The 26,797-nt window shown below is 59.7% G+C and carries 28 protein-coding genes; 20 read left to right on the top strand and 8 right to left on the bottom strand.

The window, feature by feature from the left end:
* Positions 1-2: 2 nt before the first annotated feature.
* The 5 genes from EM858_RS11340 to rsmI form a co-directional block, all read right to left on the bottom strand.
* The gene (locus EM858_RS11340; protein ID WP_174024117.1) at positions 3-971 is read right to left on the bottom strand and encodes an ABC transporter permease subunit; all 969 of its coding nucleotides are present in this window, start codon (positions 969-971) and stop codon (positions 3-5) included.
* A gap of 83 nt (positions 972-1,054) precedes the next feature.
* Complete coding sequence (locus EM858_RS11335; RefSeq protein WP_080818117.1) at positions 1,055-2,353, bottom strand: extracellular solute-binding protein; 1,299 nt, start codon at positions 2,351-2,353, stop codon at positions 1,055-1,057.
* A 108-nt stretch (positions 2,354-2,461) separates the two neighbouring features.
* Positions 2,462-3,022, bottom strand: a complete 561-nt coding sequence (locus EM858_RS11330; RefSeq protein ID WP_127756755.1) for a sugar O-acetyltransferase — start codon at positions 3,020-3,022, stop codon at positions 2,462-2,464.
* 13 nt (positions 3,023-3,035) lie between these two features.
* The gene (locus tag EM858_RS11325) at positions 3,036-3,404 is read right to left on the bottom strand and encodes a YraN family protein (protein WP_080818122.1); all 369 of its coding nucleotides are present in this window, start codon (positions 3,402-3,404) and stop codon (positions 3,036-3,038) included.
* Positions 3,394-4,335, bottom strand: a complete 942-nt coding sequence (rsmI, locus tag EM858_RS11320; protein ID WP_127756754.1) for a 16S rRNA (cytidine(1402)-2'-O)-methyltransferase — start codon at positions 4,333-4,335, stop codon at positions 3,394-3,396. Before rsmI ends, EM858_RS11325 begins: the two co-directional genes overlap by 11 nt.
* A 268-nt stretch (positions 4,336-4,603) precedes the next feature.
* On the opposite strand from rsmI, the gene dnaN reads away from it, so the two are divergent.
* From dnaN to EM858_RS11290, 6 genes are all read left to right on the top strand, one after another.
* Positions 4,604-5,722, top strand: a complete 1,119-nt coding sequence (dnaN, locus tag EM858_RS11315) for a DNA polymerase III subunit beta (RefSeq protein WP_127756753.1) — start codon at positions 4,604-4,606, stop codon at positions 5,720-5,722.
* A gap of 194 nt (positions 5,723-5,916) precedes the next feature.
* Entirely contained in the window at positions 5,917-6,510 is a 594-nt protein-coding gene (gene pmtA / locus EM858_RS11310) for a phospholipid N-methyltransferase PmtA (RefSeq protein WP_127756752.1), read from the top strand.
* 95 nt (positions 6,511-6,605) lie between these two features.
* Positions 6,606-7,202, top strand: coding sequence for a histidine phosphatase family protein (locus tag EM858_RS11305; RefSeq protein WP_127756751.1), 597 nt, complete (start codon positions 6,606-6,608; stop codon positions 7,200-7,202).
* A 4-nt stretch (positions 7,203-7,206) separates the two neighbouring features.
* Positions 7,207-7,914, top strand: a complete 708-nt coding sequence (gene pyrF, locus EM858_RS11300) for an orotidine-5'-phosphate decarboxylase (protein WP_127756750.1) — start codon at positions 7,207-7,209, stop codon at positions 7,912-7,914.
* A gap of 20 nt (positions 7,915-7,934) precedes the next feature.
* The gene (locus EM858_RS11295) at positions 7,935-8,222 is read left to right on the top strand and encodes a DUF1330 domain-containing protein (RefSeq protein WP_003520118.1); all 288 of its coding nucleotides are present in this window, start codon (positions 7,935-7,937) and stop codon (positions 8,220-8,222) included.
* 120 nt (positions 8,223-8,342) lie between these two features.
* Positions 8,343-9,323: a complex I NDUFA9 subunit family protein gene (locus tag EM858_RS11290; RefSeq protein ID WP_127756749.1), complete on the top strand. Its 981-nt coding sequence runs from the start codon at positions 8,343-8,345 to the stop codon at positions 9,321-9,323.
* Positions 9,324-9,930: 607 nt separating this feature from the next.
* Here EM858_RS11290 and EM858_RS11275 read toward each other — a convergent pair.
* A complete protein-coding gene (locus EM858_RS11275) occupies positions 9,931-10,737 on the bottom strand; it encodes an undecaprenyl-diphosphate phosphatase (protein WP_080852772.1) in 807 nt (268 codons plus the stop codon).
* Between the two features lie 159 nt (positions 10,738-10,896).
* On the opposite strand from EM858_RS11275, the gene EM858_RS11270 reads away from it, so the two are divergent.
* From EM858_RS11270 to guaA, 13 genes are all read left to right on the top strand, one after another.
* Positions 10,897-11,589, top strand: coding sequence for a glutathione S-transferase family protein (locus EM858_RS11270; RefSeq protein WP_003520121.1), 693 nt, complete (start codon positions 10,897-10,899; stop codon positions 11,587-11,589).
* Positions 11,590-11,715: 126 nt separating this feature from the next.
* Positions 11,716-12,867, top strand: coding sequence for a tRNA epoxyqueuosine(34) reductase QueG (gene queG, locus EM858_RS11265; protein WP_127756748.1), 1,152 nt, complete (start codon positions 11,716-11,718; stop codon positions 12,865-12,867).
* A 3-nt stretch (positions 12,868-12,870) separates the two neighbouring features.
* Positions 12,871-13,743 (top strand): SDR family oxidoreductase, encoded by an 873-nt coding sequence (locus EM858_RS11260; RefSeq protein WP_127756747.1) that lies wholly within the window; start codon positions 12,871-12,873, stop codon positions 13,741-13,743.
* A gap of 428 nt (positions 13,744-14,171) precedes the next feature.
* The gene (locus tag EM858_RS11255; RefSeq protein ID WP_059759243.1) at positions 14,172-14,540 is read left to right on the top strand and encodes a septal ring lytic transglycosylase RlpA family protein; all 369 of its coding nucleotides are present in this window, start codon (positions 14,172-14,174) and stop codon (positions 14,538-14,540) included.
* 61 nt (positions 14,541-14,601) lie between these two features.
* Entirely contained in the window at positions 14,602-15,891 is a 1,290-nt protein-coding gene (locus tag EM858_RS11250) for an RsmB/NOP family class I SAM-dependent RNA methyltransferase (protein ID WP_127756746.1), read from the top strand.
* A 155-nt stretch (positions 15,892-16,046) separates the two neighbouring features.
* Positions 16,047-17,324 (top strand): imelysin family protein, encoded by a 1,278-nt coding sequence (locus EM858_RS11245; protein WP_020812392.1) that lies wholly within the window; start codon positions 16,047-16,049, stop codon positions 17,322-17,324.
* A 58-nt stretch (positions 17,325-17,382) separates the two neighbouring features.
* Positions 17,383-18,906 (top strand): di-heme oxidoredictase family protein, encoded by a 1,524-nt coding sequence (locus EM858_RS11240; protein WP_127756745.1) that lies wholly within the window; start codon positions 17,383-17,385, stop codon positions 18,904-18,906.
* Positions 18,906-20,027: an imelysin family protein gene (locus tag EM858_RS11235; protein WP_127756744.1), complete on the top strand. Its 1,122-nt coding sequence runs from the start codon at positions 18,906-18,908 to the stop codon at positions 20,025-20,027. Before EM858_RS11240 ends, EM858_RS11235 begins: the two co-directional genes overlap by 1 nt.
* Before the next feature lie 4 nt (positions 20,028-20,031).
* The gene (locus EM858_RS11230; protein ID WP_127756743.1) at positions 20,032-21,126 is read left to right on the top strand and encodes a DUF1513 domain-containing protein; all 1,095 of its coding nucleotides are present in this window, start codon (positions 20,032-20,034) and stop codon (positions 21,124-21,126) included.
* A gap of 51 nt (positions 21,127-21,177) precedes the next feature.
* Positions 21,178-21,630, top strand: coding sequence for a TspO/MBR family protein (locus EM858_RS11225; RefSeq protein WP_127756742.1), 453 nt, complete (start codon positions 21,178-21,180; stop codon positions 21,628-21,630).
* Positions 21,631-21,708: 78 nt separating this feature from the next.
* Positions 21,709-22,158, top strand: a complete 450-nt coding sequence (locus tag EM858_RS11220) for a PaaI family thioesterase (protein ID WP_003520131.1) — start codon at positions 21,709-21,711, stop codon at positions 22,156-22,158.
* On the top strand, positions 22,155-22,793 hold the full coding sequence (locus EM858_RS11215) for a 5'-methylthioadenosine/S-adenosylhomocysteine nucleosidase (protein ID WP_127756741.1): 639 nt from the start codon (positions 22,155-22,157) through the stop codon (positions 22,791-22,793). Before EM858_RS11220 ends, EM858_RS11215 begins: the two co-directional genes overlap by 4 nt.
* A gap of 83 nt (positions 22,794-22,876) precedes the next feature.
* A complete protein-coding gene (gene guaA, locus EM858_RS11210; protein ID WP_127756740.1) occupies positions 22,877-24,454 on the top strand; it encodes a glutamine-hydrolyzing GMP synthase in 1,578 nt (525 codons plus the stop codon).
* Positions 24,455-24,494: 40 nt separating this feature from the next.
* On the opposite strand, the gene EM858_RS11205 is transcribed toward guaA, so the two are convergent.
* Together EM858_RS11205 and EM858_RS11200 are read right to left on the bottom strand one after the other, a co-directional pair.
* A complete protein-coding gene (locus EM858_RS11205) occupies positions 24,495-24,983 on the bottom strand; it encodes a hypothetical protein (protein ID WP_127756739.1) in 489 nt (162 codons plus the stop codon).
* Between the two features lie 105 nt (positions 24,984-25,088).
* Positions 25,089-25,664, bottom strand: a complete 576-nt coding sequence (locus EM858_RS11200; RefSeq protein ID WP_127756738.1) for a TetR/AcrR family transcriptional regulator — start codon at positions 25,662-25,664, stop codon at positions 25,089-25,091.
* A gap of 359 nt (positions 25,665-26,023) precedes the next feature.
* Here EM858_RS11200 and EM858_RS11195 point away from each other — a divergent pair, with 359 nt between their 5' ends.
* Positions 26,024-26,725, top strand: a complete 702-nt coding sequence (locus EM858_RS11195; RefSeq protein WP_183232566.1) for an isoprenylcysteine carboxylmethyltransferase family protein — start codon at positions 26,024-26,026, stop codon at positions 26,723-26,725.
* Positions 26,726-26,797 lie beyond the last annotated feature (72 nt).

The raw sequence follows: 26,797 nt of genomic DNA, 5'->3' as shown, positions 1-26,797 counted from the left end.
CCTCAATTGTAATGGATGCGCTTTTCGATGAAGCGGAACTGGATGATGGTGAGAACGAAGACGACCAGCATCAGGATGACGGACTGGGCAGAAGAGCCACCGATGTCATTGCCGCGGAAACCGTCGAGAAACACCTTGTAGACCAGCGTGATCGGATTGTTGGCCGCCTTGTCCTTCACCATCACGTCGATGACGCCGAATGTGTCGAAGAGCGCATAGGTGATGTTGATGATCAGCAGGAAGAAGGCCGTGGGCGCCAGAAGCGGCATGATCACCGTCCAGAACCGGCGAAAGCCCGAGCGGCAGTCGATGGCGGCGGCTTCCCGCACCGAGACCGGCACGCCCTGAAGACCCGAAAGGAAGAAGATGAAGTTGTAAGGGATCTGCTTCCAGACCGCGACGACGATCATGGCGAAGGCCGTATCGAAATAATTGAGGCCGACCTTCATGTCCCAGCCGAGGAATGCGGCCATCTTGACGAAGGGGCCGATATGCTGGTCGAAAAACATCATTCCGATGAGACCGGCGACCGGCGGCGCGATGGCATAGACGGAAATCAACAGCGTCTTGTATGTCGAGCTGCCACGAATGACCGCGTCGGCCTTGACGGCGAGCAGCAGGCCGAGCGCCAGCGAAAAGAAGGTGACCATCACGGTGAAGACAACCGTGAATTTGGCGATGCTGAGATATTCGGGGCTGAAGATCGCATCCGAATAGTTGGCAAGTCCGACGAAGGAAGCGCCGAAGCCGAACGGGTCTTCGATATAGAAGGACGAATGTATGGCCTGAACCGATGGCCAGTAGAAGAAGATGAAAATCACCGCAAGCTGCGGCGCCAGAAACAGGTACGGTACGTAGGACGAGGAGAACTGCACGCGCTTCATGCCGGCGTCGGCAGGTTTGGCTGGCTTTCCAGCCTTTGCGGACCAGCCGGACAAAAACCGGCGCGGTTGAGACGATGTATAGGCCACGCTTGCGCTTCCTTATCCGAGAGCGAGCCTCCCTTCCGTGGGAAAGGAGGCTCGGCAATGGTCATTGGTTTCGAAACAGACGATCAGCCGGCCGTCTTGGCGAAACGGGCGAGCAGGTCGTTGCCTTCCTTCTCGATGATCTCGAAAGCAGCCTTCGGCGTAACTTCGCCGGAGAAGATGCGGTTATATTCGCGTTCCATGACGGCGCGGATCTGCGGGTAGAAGCCGAGGCGGTAGCCCTTCGACCATTCGCCGCCCGGCAGCGAGAGCTGCTGGATACCGACTTCCGCGACCGGCTTTTCCTTGTAGTAGCCTTCAGCCTTGGCCTTTTCGTAAGCCGCCTTGGTGATGGCGACGTAACCGGTTGCCTTGTGGTAGAAGACCTGGATTTCCGGCGAGGTCAGGAACTGGAAGAAGTCGGCCACGCACTTGTTTTCGGCTTCAGACTTGCCAGACATTGCAAAGAGCGCAGCGCCGCCGATGAAGGAGTTGGTGCCGGCACCCTTGATGGAGCCCCAGTAAGGAAGGAAGGTTGCCGAGAACGGCATGGTCGCCGTCTTCTGCAGGCCGCCGAAGGAGCCCGAGGAACCGATCCAGAAGGCGACCTTGCCTTCTTCAAACGGCTTCTGGTTGTCGTTCCAGCCGGCGCCGTAATAGGCGAACAGGCCCTTGTCTTTCCAGTCCTTCAGCTTGTCGAACATCATGACGAGGTTCGGGTCGGTGACCTTGAGCTTGGTGTCGGTGACGCTGTCGTAACCGTTGTTGTTGGTGGCGAACTGGATGTTGTTGCGGGAGAAGAAGTTCTCCGTGAACTGCCAGGTCAGCTGCGACTGAACGAGCGGAATGTAGCCGGCTTCCTTCAGCTTCGGCGCAACCTGCTCGAACTCTTCCCAGGTCTTCGGGGCTTCGACGCCGGCCTTCTTCAGGGCTTCGTCATTGACGTACATGATGGGAGCGGAGGAGTTGAACGGCATGCCGACAAACTTGCCGTCAGCGGCAGCGTAGAAATAACGCACGCCGTTGATGAAGGCGTCGCGGTCGAACTTGTAACCGGCCTTGTTGATGAGGTCTTCGGCGGGAATGACAGCGCCCTTGGCGTTGATGATGGTGGCGGCGCCAGCATCGAAAACCTGGAGGATGTTCGGCTGTTCGCCGGAGCGGAAAGCAGCGATGCCGCTGGCCAGGGCTTCTTCGTAGGAGCCCTTGGAAACCGGCGTCAGAGCGCATTCTTTCTGGGCTTCGTTGAACTTCTGGGCGACTTCGTTGATGACTTCGCCATTGCGGCCGCCCATGCCGTGCCACCAGGTGATGTTGGTAGCAGCCATGGAAGACGTCGCCGAAATGCTGACGGCCACTGCGGCCATGGAAATCTTCTTCAACATTACTAAATCCTCTCCACCATTTATTGGGATGAGGATGCGAATAGAGACGTTCCATGACGCCTCTTTGACAGTTCCATGTCAGATTTATTACAGCGACTGACGAAAATCTCAGTCGGCCATGCGCTTTATGGGCCGAGCCGGATTTCCGACCACCGTAACCCCCGGCGGCACATTGCGCGTCACCACCGAACCGGCGCCGACAATCGCTCCGTCACCGATGGTGATGCCAGCCAGAAGGATCGCTCCGCCGCCGATCCAGACATCACGGCCGATCGTGACGGGCTTTGCGATTTCAATGCCTTGCGCGCGCGGCACCGGGTCCAGATGGTGTTCCGCACAATAGATCTGCACCGCAGGCCCCAGCATCGCGCCGTCGCCTATCGTAACTTTCGCGGAATCGAGAATGGTGCAGCCGGCATTGAGATAAACATTTTTGCCCAGCGTGATGTTGAAACCGTAAGCGCAATGAAACGGCGCTTCGATAAATGCCCCTTCTCCAACAGAAGCGAAAAGAGCCCGTAGCAAGGGGGCCATTGCCCCGCGCCCATCCGGCGGCATCGTATTGTGCTGGTGGACTGCCCCTCGTGCCCGCCAGCGCAATATATCCAGCTCAGCATCCATGCAGCTGTACCACTCGCCCGCAGCCATTTTTTCCCGCTCGGTGGACATTTTTTCCCTCCCCTCAAAAGGCATCGATAAAATGCTGCGGCAGGCGTCGCGGCAAAACGGCGATGATATCGAAACGCAGCGAAAACCGCGCGGCATCCTTGCGGCGGGCGAGCCATAGATCGGCAGCGGCCCGAATACGCTGCTGCGAATGGAAACCGACCGCATCCACGGCACCTTCGCCGGACGTTCGCGCCTTGACCTCGACGATGGCGACGAGGTCGTTCTTGCGGGCGATGAGATCGATTTCGCCCAGCCGGGTGCGATAACGAATGGCGAGGATGCGATATCCCTTCAGCAGCAGATAAAGAGCCGCCCAATATTCCGCGGCATGGCCGCGTCGCTCGGCCTTGCGCCTTTTATTGCTTCGCCCGTCAGCGGCCATCCGTTTCCTTCATGTCCAGCAGCCTTTGATAAAGCTCCTTGCGCGGCAGGCCCGTCAGCTTTGCGGCTTCGCCTGCCGCCTTGGCGGCGGGCATGGTGGCGACGAGATCCTTCAGCAGTTTCTCGACATCCTCGATATCGGGAATCTCGTCATAGGAGGGCGGCTCCACCAGAAGCACGATCTCACCCTTCACCACACGGTCGCCATCGTAATAATCCGCAAGCTCGCCCAGCGTGCCGCGCCGGAACTCCTCGAAGGTCTTGGTCAGTTCGCGGCAGACCACGGCGCGGCGGTCGCGGCCGAGCACTTCGGACGCGACCTTGACGGAAGCGCCGATGCGATGCGGCGATTCAAAGAAGATCAATGTGGCCGGGATTTTCGCGAGTTCGGCAAAACGGTCGCGCTTGCCGCGATCCTTTACCGGCAGGAAGCCCGCAAACAGGAAAGCGTCGCTCGGCATTCCCGAACCCACGAGGGCGGCGAGCGGTGCGGATGCTCCCGGCACCGGCACGACACGGTGCCCGGCCTCGAGCGCGAGTTGGCCGAGGCGGTAACCGGGATCGGAAACGAGCGGCGTTCCGGCATCCGAGACCAGCGCCACGGATTTTCCCGCCTCGAGCGCCGCAATGAGCTTCGGCCCCGCTTCGTTGGCATTGTGCTCATGATAGGTGAGCGGGCGGGTGCGGATGCCATAACGTTCGAGCAGGATGCGGGTGACGCGGGTATCCTCGCAGGCGAGAACATCGGCCGAGGCCAGCGTTTCCAACGCGCGGATGGTTATATCGCCAAGATTGCCGATGGGCGTGGCCACGAGATAAAGCGCCGGCTCCAGCGGCCGCGCCGGAATGGTGGCAGTGCCGATCCTGAAGCTCTTGGTCGCCTCTCTCATGTCGCTGTTCGATATATCTTCCGTCACTCGGCTTCCAATCATTCTGGCCGATCCTGTCTGGCCGGCCGCTCTGGTTTACCCCTCTTTATGGGCAATAGAAAACAGGCGAACAAGGTCCATAAGCGGTGCCAGCCTGTGGATCATGCTGTATAGCAGCAAAATGACCCGCGGCAGATGCACTCGGCTCTTGCATTTCCTGCAATAACTCTGCCATTTTGCCCGTCCACATTATCCGGCTTTCTGGCCGGTGAAGACTCTTCTTGCCGATCCGGCGGTGGCCGGTTCGCAACGGTTGAAAGCGGTAGCGTCCATGCGTATTACTCTTGAGCGGTCGAACCTTCTGAAATCGCTGAACCACGTCCACCGGGTCGTCGAGCGTCGCAACACGATCCCGATCCTGTCCAACGTCCTGCTGCGCGCCTCCGGCGCCAATCTGGACATGAAAGCGACCGACCTCGATCTCGAAATCACCGAAGCGACGCCGGCCATGGTGGAGCAGGCAGGCGCCACCACCGTGCCGGCGCACCTGCTTTATGAAATCGTGCGCAAGCTGCCGGACGGTTCCGAAGTGCTTCTGGCCACCAATCCGGACGGCTCCTCGATGACGGTCGCCTCTGGCCGTTCGAAATTCTCGCTGCAATGCCTGCCGGAAGCGGACTTCCCGGACCTGACGGCCGGCACCTTCAGCCACACCTTCAAACTGAAGGCGACCGACCTGAAGATGCTGATCGACCGGACGCAATTTGCGATCTCGACCGAAGAAACGCGCTATTACCTGAACGGCATCTTCTTCCATACCATCGAAAGCAATGGCGAGCTGAAGCTGCGCGCCGTCGCGACCGATGGTCACCGCCTGGCGCGCGCCGATGTGGATGCGCCTTCCGGCTCCGAAGGCATGCCGGGCATCATCATTCCGCGCAAGACCGTCGGCGAGTTGCAGAAGCTGATGGACAACCCGGAACTGGAAGTCACGGTTGAAGTTTCGGATGCGAAAATCCGCCTGACCATCGGCTCGGTCGTTCTGACCTCGAAGCTGATCGACGGCACCTTCCCGGATTATCAGCGCGTGATCCCGACCGGCAACGACAAGGAAATGCGGGTCGATTGCCAGACCTTCGCGCAGGCTGTCGACCGCGTCTCGACCATTTCCTCCGAGCGCGGCCGCGCCGTGAAGCTGGCGCTGACAGAGGGGCAATTGACGCTAACCGTCAACAATCCGGATTCGGGAAGTGCTACGGAAGAAGTCGCCGTTGGGTACGACAATGATTCGATGGAAATCGGCTTCAACGCCAAATATCTGCTCGACATTACCTCGCAGCTTTCCGGCGACGACGCGATTTTCCTGCTGGCCGACGCCGGCTCGCCGACGCTCGTTCGCGACACCGCTGGCGATGATGCGTTATATGTTTTGATGCCGATGCGCGTTTGAAAACGCGAATTTCTCATCGGTTTCATCCAAAACGCCGGGGAACTGCTTCACCGGCGTTTTTTGATTCGGCCGAAGAAGGTTTCACGTCGGAAGTGAATTTTTCCAGTTACGACATTTTGCCTTGTTTTTGCGCCAAATGGGATCAACATTGCGTAACAGTTTTTTGACAATGACCAAAAGCATCTGAGGGAACTATGGCACTTAACCTGAAGCAACGGCTTGAACAGAAATTTGAAGAAGAAATCCGCTTTTTCAAGGGCATGGTCAGCCAGCCGAAAAAAGTCGGGGCCATTGTGCCGACATCGTCGATCACGGCGAAAAAAATGGCGAGTGTCATCAATCCCCATTCCGGCCTGCCGGTTCTCGAACTCGGCCCGGGCACGGGCGTCATCACCAAGGCCATTCTGGCGCGCGGCATCAAGCCGGAAAACCTGACCGCCATCGAATATTCGACCGATTTCTACAATCAGCTGCTCATGAGCTATCCGGGCGTCAATTTCGTCAATGGCGACGCCTTCGATCTCGATGCGACGCTTGGCGAACACAAGGGCCAGATGTTCGACAGCGTCGTTTCCGCCGTGCCGATGCTGAATTTCCCCATGGCCGCCCGTATCAAGCTTCTCGACGAATTGCTGAAGCGCGTGCCCCATGGCCGGCCCGTCGTGCAGATATCCTACGGCCCGATTTCCCCCATCGTCGCGCAGCCGCATCTCTACCACATCCGCCATTTCGATTTCATCGTGCGCAATATTCCGCCGGCGCAATTGTGGACCTATACGCGGGCCTGATATTCGACAGAGTGCCGGAACCCGTCATTTCCCGGTCGTGACGAACGGTTAGGGTGTCGATTTGCCCTTTCCGTCGCCCTTGAGGACCGATTGCCATGCACGCGCTCTACATCACCCACCCCCAGGTCAAGATCGATCCGGCTGTTCCCGTCCCCGAATGGGGGCTTTCGGACAGGGGTGCCGAGCGGACGCGTGAGGCAAGCCGCCTGCCCTGGGCACGGTCATTGCGCCGCATCGTTTCCAGCGCCGAGACCAAGGCGATCGAAACCGCCCGCATCCTGGCTGAAACCTCCGGGGCGGAAATGGACATCGTCGAGGCGATGCACGAAAATGATCGGTCCGCCACCGGTTTCCTGCCGCCGCCGGAATTCGAAAAGGCGGCGGACTGGTTCTTCGCCCATCCCGAAGAAAGCTTTCACGGCTGGGAGCGTGCAATCGACGCTCAGACAAGGATCGTCGGGGCAGTCAAAGCCATTCTTGACCGGCACGACCCGCAGCAGCCGATCGCCTTTGTCGGCCATGGTGGCGTGGGTACGCTTCTGAAATGCCATATCGAAGGCCGCGGCATCAGCCGCAGCAAGGACCAGCCGCCCGGCGGCGGCAATCTCTTTCGCTTCTCCATCGCCGACTTTTCACTTGCAGCCGCGTCCCCCACATGCGACTGGACGGCAATGGAAACATGGCAGGGATAAGACAATGACCGCGCGCGAAAAACTCATCGTCGGGCTGGATGTTCCGACTGTGCTGCAGGCCGAAGACATCGTGTCGAAAATCGGCGACGAGGTTCTGTTCTACAAGATCGGTTATCAGCTGGTCTTTGCCGGCGGTCTCGAATTCGCGCGCGACCTTGTCCAGAGCGGCAAGAAGGTCTTTCTCGACATGAAACTGCTCGACATCGACAACACCGTCGCCTCCGGTGTCGAAAACATCGCCCGCATGGGTATGTCGATGCTGACGCTGCATGCCTATCCCAAGGCGATGCGCGCTGCCGTCAAGGCCGCCGAAGGCTCCGGTCTCTGCCTGCTGGGCGTCACCGTGCTGACCTCGATGGACGACGTCGATCTCGCCGAGGCGGGTTATGCCTCTGACGCCCGTTCGCTGGTGCTGCGCCGGGCGGAGCAGGCACGCGAGGCGGGCATGGGCGGCATCGTCTGTTCGGCGGAAGAATCGACCGCCGTGCGCGAAATCCTCGGCCCGGACCTTGCCGTCGTCACCCCCGGCATTCGCCCGGCAGGCGCAGATCTCGGCGATCAGAAGCGGGTGATGACACCCTACGACGCCATCAAGGCCGGATCGAGCCATCTGGTGGTCGCCCGCCCGATCGTCAGGGCGGAAGACCCGAAAGCGGCGGCCCGCGCCATTCTTGACGACATGCTGCGCGCCAGCTTTCCGGCCAATCAGTAACGACAATCGGAGGAGATGAAATGGCAAAGGGATATTGGATCGCCCGGGTCGATGTGCGCGATAGTGAGCGTTACAAGGACTATGTCACGACGGCTAAGCCCGCTTTCGAGCGGTTCGGCGCCAATTTCCTGGCACGTGGCGGCGCACTGACCGAGCTGGAGGGCAAGGCGCGTGCGCGCAACGTCGTCATCGAGTTCCCCTCGGTGCAGCACGCCATCGACTGCTATAATTCTCCCGAATATCAGGCCGCGGCCAAAATCCGCCAGGAAGTCGCGGATGCGGAGATGATGATCGTCGAAGGAATTTGACGACCGTCAACGCATTTTCCAAACCGGCTTTTGGCCTCGCGACAACATCTCTTCACGCGCGCGCGGCTTTGGGCTAAGAGACAGAAAAACGCTTTATCGACAGCTTCTGAGGAGCCTCCCATGACCTTGGCCAACCTTCCCCCCCTCGTCACCGTTTTCGGCGGTTCGGGTTTTGTCGGGCGGCATGTCGTGCGGATACTTGCGAAGCGCGGTTATCGCATCCGCGTCGCCGTGCGCCGCCCGGATCTCGCCGGTTTCCTGCAGCCGCTCGGCAATGTCGGCCAGATTTCCTTCGCCCAGGCGAACCTGCGCTATCGCGATTCCATCGTCAAAGCCGTGGAAGACGCCGACCATGTGGTCAACTGCGTCGGCATCCTGACCGAAAGCGGCCGCAACACCTTTGACGCCGTACAGGAATTCGGCGCGAAAGCCATTGCCGAGGCGGCCCGCGACGCCGGTGCGACGCTAACGCATATCTCCGCCATCGGCGCGGATGCCAGTTCGTCGACCGGTTATGGCCGCACCAAGGGCCGCGCCGAGGCCGCCATTCATTCCATTCTGCCTGGCGCCGTGATCCTGCGCCCGTCGATCATTTTTGGGCCGGAAGACGATTTCTTCAACAAGTTCGCGAAGATGGCCCGCAGCATGCCGTTCCTGCCGCTGATCGGCGGCGGAAAAACCAGGTTCCAGCCGGTCTATGTCGAGGATGTCGCGGAAGCCGTCGCCCGCAGCGTCGATGGCAAGCTGAAGCCCGGCGCCATTTACGAACTCGGTGGTCAGGACGTTATGACGTTCCGCGACTGTCTTGAGGCGGTTCTTGCTGCGACGTACCGCCAGCGTCCTTTCGTGGACCTGCCTTTCGGTATCGCCTCGACGATCGCCAAGATCACTTCGCTAGTACCGCTGATTAAGCCGCCGCTTACGGTCGATCAGGTGACCATGCTGAAAAAGGACAATGTCGTTTCCGCTGACGCCGAAAAGAACGGCCTGACGCTGGAAGGCATCGGCATCACCCCCGTTCGCGTCGCGTCCATTCTGCCTTCCTACATGGTGCAATACCGCCCGCACGGCCAGTTCTCCAATGCCGGAAAAGCGGCCTGAAGCCCACCTTCAGCTTCATCGATCATAAACGAAAGCGGGAGCCATTCCCGCTTTTTGTTTTTGCGCAATTCAATTGCAACCAAACCGCTATTCGTGCATTTTCCCCTCAACTGCAGGCGAGGTATTGAATGAACCAGGGCTGTTTTGCAAAGCCGGGTAAAAGTTAACGGCCGTCGGGCCTCCACAGGCAAGCGTGGCACAAGCGCAACTGTGGAAAAGACTTCGTATTAACCCGGTATTCAACAAGCTGCTTTATTGATATTCGCCACATTCCAAACATATCCCGACCACTCAATTCACACACGGCGGCATGATCCGCGCGAACGAACGTCTGAAAGGCAATCATAAAATGGGCAGATCTATCGCACTCTTTTTTGCGTGTGCGGCTTTGGTGGTTCTGGCGGGTTCTTTCATGGCGCCGGGAACGGTTGCAGCGGGTAAGAGCGGTTGCGCTCCCGCCTATGGCGTCGACCCCTGCGCAACGGCTTCGATCAGCACCAACTGATTGGCCTTTAAAAGTTTCAAAGAAAAAGCGCCGCCGGTTCTCCGGGGCGCTTTTTCTTTTTCTGTTCGTTCGTCGCGAACGGAGATTATTCCCGCCCCTGGTTCAACCCAGAACCAGAAGCGCGATCAGGCCCAGCGAACCGATGGCGATGCGCCACCAGGCGAAGGGTGCAAAGCCCCGCCGCGATACGAAATCCAGCAGGGAGCGAACGACGAAGAGGCCCGAGACGAAAGCGGCGATGAAACCCACGGCGATCAGTGCGCCATCATCGAAGCTCAGCGCATCGCGGTTCTTGTAAAGATCGAGCGTGAAAGCGCCGAGCATGGTCGGCATTGCCAGGAAGAACGAAAATTCGGCGGCGGAGCGCTTGTCCGTTCCCATCAGCAACGACCCGACGATTGTGGCGCCGGACCGCGACGTGCCGGGAATCATCGCAAGGCACTGGAAGAGGCCGATCTTGAAGGCGAGCGACGGCGGATAATCCATGATGTCGGTATATTTCGGCTTCAGCGGCATGCGGTCGACGCCGAGCAGAATGACGCCGCCGATGATCAGTACCACGCAGATGAGCATCGGCGTTTCAAACAGTACTGTCTTGATGAAGTCATGCGCCAAAGCGCCGATTATCGCCGCCGGCAGGAAAGCAAGAGCGACGGCCAGCACGAAGCGGCGCGCTTTCGCGCTTGTCGGCAGAGCGAGCGCAATCGACACAAGCTTTTGAAAATAAACAAGAAGGATCGCAAGGATCGCACCAAGCTGAATAAGAACGGCAAAGGTGTTGCCGGGTGATTTGAAGCCGAGGAAATGCCCGGCCAGCAGCACGTGCGCCGTTGAGGAGACGGGAATGAACTCCGTCAGACCCTCGATAATGCCCAGCAGAAGCGCGCTGATGATCGATTGGTCACCCATGAGGTATCCTTCTTTTCAGGGGGAAAGTGGCAATGGAAGGCAATTGCGTTAAACTTGTTTTAAAGTAGCCAAGCTCTTATAGCGTCTTGATGAAGCGAAACTGAAAAAGTTTTTCGGCAAATGCCGATCATGACAACCAATCGTAAAAATTGAGTACCGATGCCAACTCTCTATCACTCTCCGATGTCGACCGCATCCCGGTTCGTTCGTCTGATCCTCGCGGAATACGGGTTCCAGACCGATCTCGTGGAGGAGCAACCGTGGGAAAGACGGCGGGAGTTTCTGGCGCTTAATCCGGCCGGCACCCTGCCGGTCTATCTCGATGACAATATGCGCTCGCTGAGCGGGCCTTATGTGCTTGCGGAATTTCTTGACGAAACGCATGGCGTTCTGAAACGCGACCGTCGGCTTCTTGCCGAAGACCCGTTTCAGCGCGCGGAAATCCGCCGGCTGACGGAATGGTTTCTGCAGAAGATGGAAAACGACGTGACCCGGCCGCTGGTGCGGGAACGGGTCTATAAATTGCAGATGACGGCAGCGCAGGGTGGCGGACCGCCGGATTCCAAGCTGCTGCGCACCGCCCGCAACAACATTCGCCAGCACATCAAATATCTGGAATGGCTGGCCGGTTCACGCACCTGGCTTGCCGGCGACCGGTTGAGCTATGCCGATCTTGCCGCCGCTGCCGCGGTCTCGGTGCTGGATTATCTCGGTGAGATCAACTGGCTCGAAGCGCCGATTGCCAAGGAATGGTATCAGCGGGTGAAATCCCGGCCTTCCTTCCGGCCGTTCCTCAGCGAACGCATTCCGCGCCTTGCCCCTTCCTCCCACTACGCCGATCTGGACTTTTAAGGTCTGGCCTCCCGGTTATTTGCTGTGGCGTGCGGCTGTATCTAAAGCATGTCGCCCGAAATCGCTGCGCACTTTCGGGCGACATGCATTATATATGCCGCAGAATAACCCGCAGGAGAGACGACCATCGACGTCGCGAGCGAAAAGCAGCGAATACGCGCGCGTAAACTGACGGACTTCGTTCGTCAGGAAGCGCTTTCGCTTGGCTTTGATCTCTGCCGCATCACGGCGCCGGACAGCATTCCGCTCGCACCCGAACGGCTGAGGCAATTTCTCGACAATGGCTATCACGGCACGATGGCGTGGATGGAAGCAACGGAAGCCCGCCGGGCAGAGCCGAAAACGCTCTGGGGAGACGTGCGCTCCATCGTCATGTTCGGGCTGAACTACGGCCCCGAGGAAGACCCACGCGCCCTGCTTTCCAAACCCGACAAGGCGGCCATTTCGGTCTATGCCCGCAATCGCGATTATCACGACATCATCAAGGGGCGGCTGAAGGAAATCGCCACCCGTTTTGCCGCGCGCGCCGGCGAGGATGTGAAAGTCTTTGTCGATACCGCACCCGTAATGGAAAAACCGCTTGCCGCCGCCGCCGGTCTCGGCTGGCAGGGCAAGCACACCAACCTCGTCAGCCGCACCCATGGTTCGTGGCTGTTTCTCGGCAGCATGTTCACCACGGCCGAACTCTGTCTTGACGAGGCTGAGAGGGACCATTGCGGCTCCTGCCGCGCCTGTCTCGATGCCTGTCCGACGGCCGCCTTCCCCGCTCCCTATCAACTGGATGCGCGCCGCTGCATTTCCTATCTCACCATCGAGCACAAGGGGCCGATCCCGCACGAATTCCGGCCGATGATCGGCAATCGTATCTATGGCTGCGACGACTGCCTTGCCGCCTGTCCATGGAACAAGTTCGCGGCCAGCGCCTCCGAAATGAAATTGCAGGCGCGCGAGGATCTGAAGGAACCTTCCATCGCCTTCCTGCTCACGCTCGATGACGCCGCCTTTCGCGGTTTTTTCAGCGGCTCGCCCGTCAAGCGCATCGGCCGCAATCGCTTCATCCGCAACGTGCTGATCGCGGCGGGCAACTCCGCAGACCGGCAATTCGTGGAACAATGCAAAGCACTTGCCGAAACCGACCCTTCGCCCGAAGTACGCGGCATGGCCGCATGGGCTTTGTCACGACTTATGGACAGGGACGAATTCCGTACATACTCTGCCGGTCGCGCGCCGGAGCCTGATCCGGAGGCGGAAATGGAATGGCAACTGGCAGAGGCGTGACGCATGCATGTGATGATTTTCGGCGCGGGATATTCGGGAAAAGCCATCGCTAACGCGCTGAGAACCGAAGCGGCAAGCGTTTCCGGCACCACACGCAGCCAAGACAAGTTTCCAAACCTCATCGCCGCAGGCATGACGCCGTTGCTCTTCGACGGCGTTCAGCTCAATGACGCGCTCGTCGCCGCAATGGGCAATGTCACGCATCTTGTACAATCCGTCGCACCGGGCAAGGATGGCGATCCGCTGCTTGCGCTTCTGGGCGGCGATCTGAAAAAGCTCATGCCCAATCTGAAATGGGTCGCTTATCTTTCCACCGTCGGCGTTTATGGAGACCATGGCGGCGCCTGGGTGGACGAGACAACACCCTGCCGCCCGGTCTCCGCGCGATCCGTGGAACGGGTGGCTGCGGAAACCGCCTGGACTGCGACAGCGGAAAAGGTGGATGTGCCGCTTTCCATCCTGCGCCTTTCCGGAATTTACGGCCCCGGACGCAATGCCTTCATGAATTTCGAGAAGGGAACGGCGCGGCGGCTGGTGAAGAAAGACCAGGTGTTCAATCGCATCCGGGTCGAGGATATCGGTGCCGCACTTGCCTTTCTGGCACGGAAAAACGAACGCGGCATCTTCAACGTGACCGACGACGAACCCTGCCCGCCGCAGGATGTGGTGAGCTTCGCAGCAGCGCTGATGGGGGTGGAACCGCCGCCCGAGCAGGCCTTCGAGACCGCCGATCTGACGCCGATGGCGCGCTCTTTTTATGGCGAGAACAAGCGCGTTTCCAACGCCAGAATACGCGATCTCGGCTTCGATTTCCGCTTTCCGGAGTACAGGTTCTCCCTCAGACAATTGTGGCAAAACGGCCTCTGGCGAGGCTGAAAAATCCCACCCTGAAAAGCGATGAAAAATCCTTCCAATCCCGCTTTTGCGGATGGTTTTCGTCTTATTTCAGCCAATTAGGATTTTATTAACCATCCAAAAATCGCTAAAATCGTAGTCATTAGAAAAATATTTCACTCACATTTCGTGAACTGGATTCACGAAGCCGTGACCCGCAACAGCATTTCCGTTATCCATTGATTCTGCGTTATTTTTTCCAGCTTCTGGCCGGGATGCCCTGCCGACAGCTTTCCGGCTAACGATCACGAATATTACAGACTGTAACAGTTCGTGATTTGAGGTCAGCTTTTTTTCGCCATTTTTCCCTCGCCCTACAATCTCGCATCAAAAGGCGTTCAGGCCAGTTCATGGCCGTTTAGCAAGGGCACAATCAATCGGCGCGGGGCCGATTTTCAGGGAAGCACAGTTTGTTGAATATCCGTCGTATAACTTTCACCGCTGCAACTATCGCCGCCTGTTCCATCATTGCGCCTCTTCAGGCGAATGCGGCAAATGGTTGTGGAGGCGCATCGTGGTATGCGTTGACCTCCAAGACTGCTTCGGGCGAGCGCATGAACGCCGCCAACCTGACCGCCGCCCACCGCTCGCTGCGGTTCGGCACCAAGGTCAAGGTGACCAATGCGCGCAATGGCAAGGCCGTTGTGGTGCGCATCAATGACCGTGGGCCGTTCATCAAGGGCCGCGTTCTCGATCTTTCCAAGGCAGCCGCCAAGAACATCGGCATGATCAACTCCGGCACCGCCAAGGTCTGCTACGAGGTCGTCAAGGCCGATTGAGCCTTGCCCTCGCCGCCATTCGCGTCTACCAACCGGGCTTAGCACAAGAACGAGGTAGACAATGCGTTTAGGCGGGCGTTTGGCCGGAGCAATCGAAGTATTGGCGGATATTGAGGGACGCAGGCGTCCCGTCGCCGATGCTCTGAAAGATTGGGGCCTTGCCCATCGTTTCGCCGGTTCCGGCGACAGGGCCGCAATCGGCAACATTGTCTATGACGCGCTGCGCATGAAACTGTCGCACGCCTGGCTGATGGATGACGACAGCGCCGCCTCGCTTGGTTATGCCGTGCTGCTGCGGCAATGGGGCAAAAGCTTTTCGGACCTTTCGGCGGAATTCGACGGCGACAAATTCGCCCCCGCCGCACCGGATGAACAAAGGCAGCAGGCCTTTCTGTCCCGTTCCCTTGGCGATGCACCGGCCCATATTCAGGGCGACATACCCGAATGGGTGCAATCCTCCTTCGAAACCGCCTTCGGAGAGCGCTGGCTCGCCGAGGCGCAGGCGCTGAACGAGCGGCCCACGCTTGATCTGCGCGCCAACACCTTGAAAGCGACACGCGACAAGGTGCTGAAGGCTTTGGAGGAAAGCGGCGCGGAAGCCACGCATATCGCCCGGCAGGGCGTTCGCATTCCCGCCGGCGAAGGTCCTTCCCGCCTGCCGAACGTCACCGCCGAACTGTCTTTCCAGAAGGGCTGGTTCGAAGTACAGGACGAGGGCTCGCAGATCGTTGCCGATCTTGCCGGCGCGCATGAAGGCGAACAGATCCTCGATTATTGCGCGGGCGGCGGCGGCAAGACGCTGGCCATGGCGGCCAGCATGAACAATAAGGGCCAGGTCCACGCCTTTGACGCCGACCGCAAGCGCCTTGCGCCGATCATCGAACGGCTGAAGCGGGCCGGCACGCGTAATGTGCAGGTGCACGACCGCGCCTCCGGCCTGACGCCGTTCCAGGAAAAATTCGATCGCGTTCTGGTGGACGCGCCCTGCACCGGCACCGGGACATGGCGTCGCCGGCCTGACACCAAATGGCGGCTGACGGCCCGTAATCTGGAGGAGCGCGTGCAGCAGCAGGGCGAGGCGCTTTCGCAGGCCAAGGGGTTCGTACGCCCGGGCGGAGAGCTGCTTTATGTTACCTGTTCAGTTCTGCCCGAAGAAAACGAGCAGCAGGTAAGGCGTTTCTGTGCGGAAAATCCGGAATTTTCCATAGGCTCCGCACTGGAACGCTGGCAGACGACTTTCGGCGGCAACGCGAATAAACCGCATTCTTCCGACGGCAAGACAGTGACGCTGACGCCTGCAACCACAGATACGGATGGCTTCTTCTTCTGCTTGATGAAACGCAAAGCATAACACCGTCTTTGCAAGCACTGATTTTACTTGAAAAACAACAGCAGGTCTTGTTTCAAAGCATTCTAAACTAGAATGTTTGACACAAGTTTGTGATTGGGTCAGAACTCGCTTGCCGCGACGCGAAGTCATTTCGCGCCTGCCGAAGGAGAGGGATCATGATCCGCAAAACCATTCTCAGCGCTTCTTTTGCGCTTCTTGCCGCATCCGCGGCTTTCACCGCGCTTCCCGCCCGGGCCGCCACCGACGCGGCCGCCGTCGTCAAGCACTATGCCGATGTCGCGCATGCGAAATATGAGGATTCGCTGACCACGGCGAAGGCGCTGGACAAGGCCATCGATGCACTGATCGCAACGCCGAGCGAAGAAACCCTGAAGGCCGCCCGCGAAGCATGGATCAAGGCCCGCGTTCCCTATCAGCAGTCGGAAGTCTATCGTTTCGGCAACCCGATCGTCGACGATTGGGAAGGCAAGGTGAATGCCTGGCCGCTGGATGAAGGCCTGATCGACTATGTCGACGGTTCTTACGGCACGGAAAGCGACGAGAACGAGCTTTACGTTGCCAACATCATCGCCAATCCGAAGATCAAGATCAGCGGTGAAGAGGTCGACGCCTCCAAGATCACCCCCGAGCTGATCGAAAGCCTGCACGAGGCGGGCGATGTCGAAGCCAATGTGACGACCGGTTACCACGCCATCGAATTCCTGCTCTGGGGTCAGGATCTGAACGGCACCGGACCGGGCGCCGGCAACCGCCCCTACACCGATTACGACAAGGCGAAATGCACGAACGGCAATTGCGACCGCCGCGCCGACTACCTGAAATCCGCCTCGACCCTGCTGATCAAGGATCTTCAGGAGATGGTGGATGCCTGGGCGCCGGAAGGCGAAGCCACGAAAACGGTGGAAGCCGATCCGAAAGCGGGCCTGACCGCCATTCTCACCGGCATGGGTTCGCTCTCCTATGGCGAGCTGGCGGGTGAACGCATGAAGCTCGGCCTTCTGCTGCACGATCCGGAAGAGGAGCATGATTGCTTCTCCGACAACACCTACAATTCCCATCTTTACGACGCGATCGGCATCGCCTCGGCCTATACCGGCGACTATACCCGCGTGGACGGAACGAAGATGACGGGCGCCTCGCTGTCGGAACTGGTCGGCGCCAAGGACAAGGCGCTGAACGACGAGATGCTGGCGAAGCTGAACAAGACGCTCGACGCCATGCATGCCATGGAAAAGCGCGCGCAGACCGTCGAGGCCTATGACCAGATGATCGGCGAAGGCAACAAGGAAGGCAATGCCGTGGTTCAGACGGCCATCGACGGCCTTCTCGACCAGACGAAGACTGTCGAACGCGTCATCGCGGCGCTCGATCTCGGCAAGATCGAGCTTGAAGGCTCCGACAGCCTCGACAACCCGAACGCCGTCTTCAAATAAGCGGTAAAACGGGCCGCAGATCGCTGCGGCCCGTCACTTTTCACCCGCCCTTATTGTCATGCAATTTTTGCTGCCGCCGATCCGCAAGCCATTCTTCTTCGCCGGGGCAGCCTGCCTTGTGGCGTCGATGGCGCTTGCCGAACCGCTGCGCAACGATCTGACGGAAAAAGATCGAAGCCGCGTGCTGGCCGTGACTGCGCCAACGACGGATTTTACCAGGCCGGAACCTTTCGAGGCCATGGCCGGTGGAGCGACGACCAGCGTCAGCAAGGTCGACAGCGGCGCGTTTTCGCATCCTTCCGCCACCATGCCGCTCGAGCGGAAGCAGGATTTCAAGCTCGGCAATGCACTGTTCCAGAAGCTCTGGGTCTCCTCCCCCTCTTCCACACAGGCCTCGGACGGGCTCGGGCCGCTGTTTAACGCTCGATCCTGCCAGACCTGCCATGTGAAGGATGGCAGGGGTCGACCGCCTCTTGCCGGAGAAGACGCCGTCTCGCTGTTTCTGCGGCTGGCGCGACCGGCGCGCAATGAGGCCGAACGACAGGCCATTACCAGCCACCAGACCTTAAATTTTCCCGATGAGACCTATGGCCGGCAGCTTCAGAACCTGGCCATTCCCGGCCTCGCCGCCGAAGGCAAGCCGGTCATCGCCTATACGGAAGAACCGGTTCAGCTGGCGGATGGCGAGGTGGTGATGCTGCGCAAACCCGACTATGCCGTGGCGAACCTGCAATATGGTCCGCTTGGCGCCGACACGACGCTTTCGGCGCGCATCGCCATGCCCACCCTCGGTCTTGGCCTGATCGAGGCCATTGCCGAGGCCGATGTTCTGGCCAGGGCCGACCCGGACGACAATGATGGCGACGGCATTGCCGGGCGTCCCGCATGGGTCAAAGACCATCGGACCGGCGAGGTGAAACTCGGGCGGTTTGGCTGGAAAGCGCAGAATGCGAGCGTGCGAGACCAGAGCGCCAGCGCCTTCTCCCACGATATCGGCATTTCCACACCGGATGCGCCGAATGCCTATGGCGACTGCACGGACGTCCAGAAGGACTGTCTTGCCATGCCGACCGGCGTGCAGCCCCGGCTCGGGCCGGTGGAGGCGCCCGACCCGGTTCTCGACCTCGTGACCTTCTACACCGAAAATCTCGCCGTGCCGCGCCGCCGCAATGTCGATGATCCGACGGTCCTGCAGGGAAAGCAGCTTTTCTACGCCTCAGGCTGCACCGCCTGCCACACCCCGAAATTCGTCACACGCCGCGACGCTGCCGACCCCATTCATTCTTTCCAGCTGATCTGGCCCTATTCCGATTTTCTGCTGCATGACATGGGCGAAGGACTTGCCGATGGCCAGCAGGTAGGAGAAGCAAATGGCAGACAGTGGCGAACCCAGCCGCTCTGGGGCATAGGCCTGACGCAAAAGGTCAATGGCAACGGTTTTTACCTGCATGACGGCCGGGCGCGCAGCCTGCCGGAAGCGATATTGTGGCACGGCGGCGAAGGGCAAAAAGCGCGCGACGCCTTTGCCGCCTTGCAAAAATCCGACCGGCAGGCTTTGCTGGCCTTTCTGGAGTCCCTTTGATGAAAAATGCCATGCGAAAAATTTCCGGCGTCATGTCCGTGCTGCTGCTTCTGACCACGCCGCCGGCAAGGGCGCAGGATGTGGAGCTGATGCCGCCGCCGCCGCTCGACCCGGTTCAGGTGCGGGGCGTGATGGAAAAGGCGGTGAACGGTTTCATCCGCCCCGGTTATGACCGCTTCCGGCAGTCGGCGGAGACGCTGGAAGGCCGCATGAAAGCTTTCTGCACCGCTCCCTCCGAAACGACGGCAGCGGCGGCCAAGGCTGCCTTTGTCGATACGGTATCAAGCTGGTCGACCATCGAGATCGTGCGTGTCGGCCCCGTCATCGAGAAGAACCGTTTCGAACGTGTGCTTTATTATCCCGACAAGAAGGGTCTCGGGCTGAAACAGGTGCAGCGTTATCTCACCGAAAAGGATGAAAGCGTCACGAGTGCGGATGGTCTGAGCGGCAAGAGCGTTGCGGCGCAGGGGCTCGGCGCTCTTGAGTTCGTGCTTTACGGAACCGGGGCGGAAGAACTGCTAGACAGGAAGGGTGATTTCCGCTGCCGTTACGGTGCGGCCATCGCCGGTAATATCGCCAATGTGGCGGCAGAACTTTCCGACAGCTGGAATGCGCCTGACGGTGCCTTGAAAAACTGGACGCAGCCCGGAGCGGACAACCCCGTCTTTCGTGACGAGCGCGAGGCGCTTGTTGCCCTGCTCGGCATTCTCGTCCATGGCTCCGAAGCCATTCGCGACCAGCGGATCGAAACCTTCTACAAGGGGCCGGACAAGGCAAGATTTCCCCGCACCGCCATTTATTGGCGCTCCGGCCTGACATGGCAGAGCATTTCTACCAATATCAAGGCGGTTCAGACGCTGCTGCACACGGCAGATATGGTCGAACTCGTACCGCCCGATCAGCGCTCCATCGTCAATTCCATCGATTTCATCGCCAAATCGATGATCCGCGTTGCCGGTACAATCGATACGGATGTGCAAAAGGCGCTGGATCAGGGCGATCAGCGCGCCAAGGTGGATTATCTGCTGCTCAACGGCAAAGACCTGATCTACCGCTTGAACGATCAATATGGCGGCGCCATCGGCCTCAGCTCCGGCTTCTCCTTCGCCGATGGGGACTGAGCCGATGATCTCCGGCACCAAACGGATGCTGATAGACCGGCGCAGCTTCATCAAAGCGGCAGGAACTCCCTTCCTCGCCGGGCTGGCTCCCCGTTCACTTTATGCGCTGGAGCGAACAGACGCGGTCTTTGCTTCCGCCTTCCGCGCCCGTGACGGGTCCTACGGCATTGCGACGGTGAGCGAACGCGGCGAGATCATCGACCGCGTCGCGCTTCCTGCCCGCGCCCATGGAATGGCGACGAGCCATGCGACTGGCATGACCGTGGCCTTTGCGCGCCGGCCCGGCACCTTCTTCATGGCCTTCGACCCCGCGCGACGCGGCGAACCGATCGTGATGCACACGCCGGAAAACCGCCACTTCTACGGCCACGGGCAATTCTCTCCTGACGGCGCAATCCTCTATGCCAGCGAAAACGACTTCGATGGCAATCGCGGCGTTATCGGGCTCTATGACGCCCGCAACGGCTTTGCCCGCATCGGCGAATATGATGCGCATGGCATCGGCACGCACGACATGACGGTGAGCGATGACGGGCGGCTGATCGTGATCGCCAATGGCGGCATCGAAACCCATCCGGATTTCGGCCGAACCAAGCTCAATATCGACAATATGCAGCCGTCGCTCGTGCTTCTGGACGCCTCGACCGGGCAAGTGATCCAGAAACACGCCATGCCGGCGCATCTGCGGCAGCTTTCCACCCGCCATGTCGATCTCGGCGATGACGGGCGTATCTGGTTCGCCTGCCAATATGAGGGACCGCGCAACGATCTCCCGCCGCTTGTCGGCCATTTCTCCAGGGGCGAGGCTCTCACCTTCGTCGATCTGCCGGAAGAAACGACGGTGCGCCTTGCCAATTATGTCGGTGCCATTGCCGTCAACCGGCGCGATGGGCTGGTGGGCCTGACATCGCCCAACGGCAACGCCGCCGTGACGCTGGATGCAAAAACCGGCCGCGTCGTTTCCGAGACGACCGTACGGGAAGCGGCAGGCGTCGCGCCCGCCGCGAGAGGCATTGCGGTTTCTTCCTATGACGGATTTTTCGAAACCCGGCGCAGCGACGTGGCATGGGACCAGCACATCGTGCGTCTGTCCAGCTAAAATACTGAAAAGACAGGGGAACAAAAGCCCGTCCGGCGCATTGGACGGATCATGAGAAACCTTGCCGTCTATGTCGTTTTTGTGGTTGCCGTTGTTGCCGTGGGGGCGCTGATCGGCGTCAACAATGTGCCCGGCGAATGGTATCAATCGCTGCAGAAGCCCTTCTTCAATCCGCCCAACTGGATTTTCGGGCCTGTCTGGACCGCGCTTTACGTGTTGATCGGCATTGCCGGCGCACGGACATGGCTCCGCAAGCCGATGGGAACGCGCATGCGGCTCTGGTTTACGCAGATGGTGCTGAACTTCCTGTGGTCTCCGATTTTTTTCGGAATGCAGAGCCCGGCGGGTGCACTCATCATCATCATTCCAATGCTGATCTGCATCATCGCCTTCGTGGCGCTCACCTACCGCCGTGACCGCATATCCATGTGGCTTTTCGTGCCCTATGCCGTGTGGGTCACCTTTGCCACGGTGTTGAATGCAAGCATCGGCATGTTGAACTAAATCCCCGCACCGCCCTTGCCTTGCCTGCCGCCACGCGCCATGTCAGTTTGCGATGAGGCAGAAGCAGGCAGGTAGGCCATGGAGATCACGGATCCCGGCGATTTTCGTCAGCGGATAGAAAGAAGCTTTGCGCGGCAGGGCGTGGTGCAGGCGATTAACGCCGAGATCAGCCGTATCGAACACCGGCTGGTGGAAATCGAACTCCCTTTTCATGAAAAGCTGACGCAGCAGCACGGCATATTGCATGCGGGCGTCATCGCCGCCGGTCTGGATACGGCCTGCACCTATGCCGCTTATACGATCATCGAGCCGGAGGCCTCGCTGCTGACCATCGAGTTCAAGGTCAACCTCATGTCGCCCGGGCGCGGCGAGCGGTTCCTGTTTCGCGGCGAGATCATCAAGCCGGGCAACAACCTGATCGTCGCCGATGGCCGCGCCTATGCGCTGTCCGACGGACCGGCGAAGCTGATCGCCTCCATGACGGGCACGATGATGGTGGTGAAGGGGCGTGAGGATATTACCGGATGAGCTACCGGCTTTTGCATGTTGCGGATAAATCCGTCCTCTTCGTCATGGCGGCTTCCCCCGAATACGGTCCCCATCTCCAGGCACGCATTGCGCCGCTGATGACCGGTATCGGCCCGGTCGAGGCGGCGATTGCCGTCACGGCCGTTCTTGCCGGTCTCGATGCGGCCGATCACCTGCCCGACCTCGTCGTTTCGCTCGGTTCCGCCGGTTCGCGGACGCTGGAGCAAACCGGCATCTATCAGGCGATTTCGGTTTCCTATCGCGACATGGACGCCTCCGCTTTCGGTTTCGAAAAGGGCTGCACGCCGCTGCTCGACCTGCCCGCCGAAGTGGCCTTGCCTTTTCGAATACCTGAAATTGCCGAGGCCCGGCTTTCCACGGGCGCCAATGTCGTTTCGGGCGAGGCCTACGGGCTGATCGACGCCGATATGGTGGAAATGGAAACCTTTGCGGTTTTAAGAGCCTGCCAGCGCTTCGGTGTACCGCTCATCAGTCTGCGCGGCATTTCCGATGGCAAGGTGGATGTGAACCATGTGGACGACTGGACGGAGTACCTGCACATCATCGATGAAAAGCTGGCGGATGCCGTCCACCGGCTTTGCCGCGCCATCGAGGACGGCGTGATTGCCCTTTAGAACCTTGCGATTTTCGCAAATTTCCGCTGTTTGACGCCCGCTCCCGGGTTGCCTAAAGCCGCCATTTTCTTTAAAGGCTCGCCATGACCCAGATAGCCCATCCCGACAGCATTCTCATCATCGATTTCGGCAGCCAGGTGACGCAGCTGATTGCGCGCCGCATCCGCGAAGCCGGGGTCTATTGCGAAATCCATCCGTTCCAGAATGCCGCAGAGGCGTTCGAGAAGCTTCAGCCGAAGGGCGTGATCTTCTCCGGCGGCCCCGCATCTGTCACGGCGGAAGGAAGCCCGCGCGCACCACAGGCGGTGTTCGACAGCAAGGTTCCGATCCTCGGCATCTGCTACGGCCAACAGACGCTCTGCACGCAGCTCGGCGGTGTGGTCGAGGGTGGCCATGCGGCGGAATTCGGCCGCGCCGATATCGACATCAAGAAGGCAAGCCCGCTTTTCGAAGGCTTCTGGGATGAGGGCAAGAGCTATCCCGTCTGGATGAGCCATGGCGACCGCGTAACGAAGCTGCCGGAAGGTTTCGAGGTCATCGCAACCTCCGAGAACGCACCTTTCGCCATCGCCGCGGACGAGAAGCGCCACTACTACTCCACCATGTTCCACCCGGAAGTGGTGCATACGCCTGACGGCGGCAAGTTGCTCTCCAACTTCGTGCACAAGATCGTCGGGCTCAAATCCGACTGGACGATGGCGGCCTATCGCGCCGAAATGATCCGCAAGATCCGCGAGCAGGTCGGCACCGGCCGCGTGCTCTGCGCGCTTTCCGGCGGTGTCGATTCCTCGGTTGCGGCCATCCTCATCCATGAGGCGATCGGCGACCAGCTCACCTGCGTTTACGTCGACCACGGCCTGATGCGGCTTGGCGAAAGCGAGCAGGTCGTCGGCATGTTCCGCGACCACTACAATATTCCGCTGGTGCATGTGGATGCCGCCGACCTGTTCCTCGGCGAACTGTCGGGCGTCTCCGACCCGGAAGTGAAGCGCAAGACCATCGGCCGCCTGTTCATCGAGGTCTTCGAGGCCGAAGCGGCCAAGATTGCCGCCGATGGCAAGGGCGCACCGAATTTCCTGGCGCAGGGCACGCTTTACCCTGACGTCATCGAGAGCGTCTCCTTCTCCGGCGGCCCCTCGGTCACCATCAAGAGCCACCACAATGTCGGCGGCCTTCCCGAGCGGATGAACATGCAGCTCGTTGAGCCGCTGCGCGAACTCTTCAAAGATGAAGTGCGCGCGCTCGGCCGTGAACTCGGCCTGCCGGACAGCTTCATCGGCCGCCACCCCTTCCCCGGCCCGGGTCTGGCGATCCGCTGCCCCGGTGCGATTACCCGTGAGAAGCTCGATATTCTGCGCAAGGCAGATGCGATCTATCTCGATGAAATCCGCAAGGCCGGTCTGTACGACACCATCTGGCAGGCTTTCGCCGTGCTGCTGCCGGTGCAGACCGTGGGCGTCATGGGCGATTACCGCACCTATGACTTCGTCTGTGCGCTTCGCGCCGTGACCTCGGTGGATGGCATGACGGCGGATTTCTATCCCTACGACATGAATTTCCTTGGCCGCGCAGCAACCCGCATCATCAACGAGGTGCGCGGCATCAATCGCGTCGTCTATGACGTGACGAGCAAGCCGCCCGGCACTATCGAATGGGAATAAGGACTGTACTCGACACGATCCTGTAAAGATGACGCCGCGACTAGTTCGCGGCGTTTCTGTTTTGTCGTGCGAGATAGATGATCTGGGCGGTCAGGCCGACCACAAGGATCGCCAGCAACCCTGCCTGAGCGCCGAGAAGCAGCGGCGATTTCATGTCCGTAACCAGAGGGTGACCGTCTGGAACACGGCGCAGGATTTCGCTCACCGTCGGGACCATCAAAAGAAATGCGCTGATGCTGAGACAGATGGTTTCAATATATCTGGCCGTGCGCGTTGAACCCAGAACGCCTTCGATGCCGTAACCTGCGAGCAGGAACAGGATGGTCAGGACGCCAACGCCGTAACTGACCGGCTGATGCGCCACGAGGAAGACCGTCGCAGCGCCGATCAGCATGGAGACAAGATAGAGGGCGCCCGGCGCTGATCGCGGAACGATTCGACCATGGCGGGCAAACATGTAAATGGCGGCGGGAATGGCCGGCAGGCTTCCAAGCGTATGGATCCAGCCGAGCGGAGAAATTCCGAACATGGGAGATTGCCTTTCTCGTCCAGAAGGACGTGGTGGTCGGGGAAGCAGATCGTCATCGACAAATCTGCCAGCTTAATACGGTCTATTTTTTCGGTGGCGTGCCGCTCAGGTCATGCGCTCCAGCATGGGGCGGGTTATTGCGCCAAAAATCGTCGCATCACCATGGGCACGGGCGGAAAGCATCGCCCCGTGCACGGTGGCCATGAAGATTTCAGCGTTCGCGCTGGCGGTGCCGCTCAGCACGAAGCGCCCCTGGGCAACGCCACGTTCCAGAACGGTGGTAAGCCAGTCGGAGAGATTTCGAAAATGCGCGCGCACTTCGAGAGCGACCGTTTCAGGGAGAACCGGAATTTCACTGGCGAGCAGAGCACAGACGCAGAAGGGATGAGTGGCCTCGGCGATACAGCCCTCCCAATAGCCGATATAGGCGCGGAGCTGTTCGAGCGGGTCGGAAATGTTTCGCTCCAGTTCGGCGATACCGGCTTCCGCCTCCTGCCTGTATTGGGCAACAAGCCTTTGGACCAGATCGGACTTGCTGGGAAAATGGTGGTGAATGCTCGCATTGCGAATGCCGACCACGGCGGAAATGTCGGCGTAGCTGAAACTGTTATAGCCACCCTTTATGATCAGGGAGCGTGCGCAACGGAGGATTTCATCAGCTTTGGTCTGTGGATTTTTCATGGAAGCTACCTACCAACTAGTAGATAGAATGTCAACGCCAAGCGGTTTTAACCTATGACCGCTGCCAAGAGCTTGCCGGAGACCGAGTGCGCGTGACGGATATGACGGGACTCCTCCAAGGCCGATGACAGCTGATCCACTCCCCCAACCGAGGCCGCATCGTTCCGGGTCGAGAAGCTCGTGTCATGCGGTTGACGAGCCACGACGCCGCTTGCACGTTTGACTTTGTGCCCTTTTTCGCCAGTATTTCGACTGCCCTTCGCAGAGTACTCTCGGTCCGGCACGGCTTTAGCCAGTGTCATGCAGTCCGCTAGGAGAGGCTACATTTGCCTGCGAAGGGCAAGGGGAGGAGCCCATCGATGACACACGATGTCGATCCGAAGCCAATGTCACGCGCCGCCGCGATCCTCTACGCCATTATTTCACCGCTCAGCCTGCTGGCCCTGATCTTTCTGCCTGCGGGCCGGATCGACTGGTGTCCGGGCTGGGTTTTCCTCGCGGTCGTCGTCGCCGCCTTTGGCCTTTCCGCGCTGGTATTGGCGCGTGTGAACCCGGCCATTTTCCGCGCGCGCAGCCGGTTCCAGCCGGGCACCAAGACATGGGACCTGTTCCTCGTCACCGGCATCCTTCTCGCTTTTGCCGCTGAAATCCCGGTTGCGGCACTCGATGCCGGCCGGATGGGATGGTCCACCGTGCCGCTTTGGGCCATTCTGCTCGGGTATATCCTGCTTGTCGGCGGCATTGCGGTTACGGCGTGGGCCCAGGCTGTCAATCCGTTCTTCGAGCCGGGTGTCCGCATCCAAAGCGAGCGCGGACAGCGGGTGATCACGTCGGGCCCATACGCTATCGTGCGCCACCCCGGTTACACGGCCGCAATCGCCATGTTCACTGGCATACCGCCCGCATTGGGTTCCTGGGTGGCTCTGCTCCCCGCCACTTTGGCCATCGCCCTGCTGATCCTGCGCACCGGCTGGGAAGATCGTCTGCTCCAGGCCGAATTGCCCGGTTATGCTGATTATGCCCGTGAAAGGCGCTACCGCCTATTTCCCGGCATCTGGTAAGCGCCGCAAGACAATCGTTCTCTTTTTGTTCTTTAAATTATTGCCATTGGTGATAATATCCCGGCCCGGGCA

The organism is Agrobacterium sp. CNPSo 2736 (assembly GCF_004005385.1).
In the GTDB taxonomy this organism is placed as follows: domain Bacteria; phylum Pseudomonadota; class Alphaproteobacteria; order Rhizobiales; family Rhizobiaceae; genus Agrobacterium; species Agrobacterium leguminum.
The sequence above is the reverse complement of the archived record's forward strand: the minus strand, read 5'-3'. Positions and strand labels throughout refer to the sequence as shown.

Coding starts and splice junctions, on each gene's coding strand:
- EM858_RS11275 (WP_080852772.1), bottom strand. CDS start 10,737: ATGGGTGACCAATCGATCATCAGCGCGCTTCTGCTGGGCATTATCGAG.
- EM858_RS11225 (WP_127756742.1), top strand. CDS start 21,178: ATGAGAAACCTTGCCGTCTATGTCGTTTTTGTGGTTGCCGTTGTTGCC.
- EM858_RS11270 (WP_003520121.1), top strand. CDS start 10,897: ATGCCAACTCTCTATCACTCTCCGATGTCGACCGCATCCCGGTTCGTT.
- EM858_RS11305 (WP_127756751.1), top strand. CDS start 6,606: ATGCACGCGCTCTACATCACCCACCCCCAGGTCAAGATCGATCCGGCT.
- EM858_RS11330 (WP_127756755.1), bottom strand. CDS start 3,022: ATGTCCACCGAGCGGGAAAAAATGGCTGCGGGCGAGTGGTACAGCTGC.
- EM858_RS11195 (WP_183232566.1), top strand. CDS start 26,024: ATGACACACGATGTCGATCCGAAGCCAATGTCACGCGCCGCCGCGATC.
- dnaN (WP_127756753.1), top strand. CDS start 4,604: ATGCGTATTACTCTTGAGCGGTCGAACCTTCTGAAATCGCTGAACCAC.
- EM858_RS11290 (WP_127756749.1), top strand. CDS start 8,343: ATGACCTTGGCCAACCTTCCCCCCCTCGTCACCGTTTTCGGCGGTTCG.
- EM858_RS11205 (WP_127756739.1), bottom strand. CDS start 24,983: ATGTTCGGAATTTCTCCGCTCGGCTGGATCCATACGCTTGGAAGCCTG.
- pyrF (WP_127756750.1), top strand. CDS start 7,207: ATGACCGCGCGCGAAAAACTCATCGTCGGGCTGGATGTTCCGACTGTG.
- guaA (WP_127756740.1), top strand. CDS start 22,877: ATGACCCAGATAGCCCATCCCGACAGCATTCTCATCATCGATTTCGGC.
- EM858_RS11230 (WP_127756743.1), top strand. CDS start 20,032: ATGATCTCCGGCACCAAACGGATGCTGATAGACCGGCGCAGCTTCATC.
- EM858_RS11335 (WP_080818117.1), bottom strand. CDS start 2,353: ATGTTGAAGAAGATTTCCATGGCCGCAGTGGCCGTCAGCATTTCGGCG.
- EM858_RS11325 (WP_080818122.1), bottom strand. CDS start 3,404: ATGGCCGCTGACGGGCGAAGCAATAAAAGGCGCAAGGCCGAGCGACGC.
- EM858_RS11220 (WP_003520131.1), top strand. CDS start 21,709: ATGGAGATCACGGATCCCGGCGATTTTCGTCAGCGGATAGAAAGAAGC.
- EM858_RS11235 (WP_127756744.1), top strand. CDS start 18,906: ATGAAAAATGCCATGCGAAAAATTTCCGGCGTCATGTCCGTGCTGCTG.
- EM858_RS11295 (WP_003520118.1), top strand. CDS start 7,935: ATGGCAAAGGGATATTGGATCGCCCGGGTCGATGTGCGCGATAGTGAG.
- rsmI (WP_127756754.1), bottom strand. CDS start 4,335: ATGATTGGAAGCCGAGTGACGGAAGATATATCGAACAGCGACATGAGA.
- EM858_RS11260 (WP_127756747.1), top strand. CDS start 12,871: ATGCATGTGATGATTTTCGGCGCGGGATATTCGGGAAAAGCCATCGCT.
- pmtA (WP_127756752.1), top strand. CDS start 5,917: ATGGCACTTAACCTGAAGCAACGGCTTGAACAGAAATTTGAAGAAGAA.
- EM858_RS11245 (WP_020812392.1), top strand. CDS start 16,047: ATGATCCGCAAAACCATTCTCAGCGCTTCTTTTGCGCTTCTTGCCGCA.
- EM858_RS11200 (WP_127756738.1), bottom strand. CDS start 25,664: ATGAAAAATCCACAGACCAAAGCTGATGAAATCCTCCGTTGCGCACGC.
- EM858_RS11250 (WP_127756746.1), top strand. CDS start 14,602: ATGCGTTTAGGCGGGCGTTTGGCCGGAGCAATCGAAGTATTGGCGGAT.
- EM858_RS11215 (WP_127756741.1), top strand. CDS start 22,155: ATGAGCTACCGGCTTTTGCATGTTGCGGATAAATCCGTCCTCTTCGTC.
- EM858_RS11240 (WP_127756745.1), top strand. CDS start 17,383: ATGCAATTTTTGCTGCCGCCGATCCGCAAGCCATTCTTCTTCGCCGGG.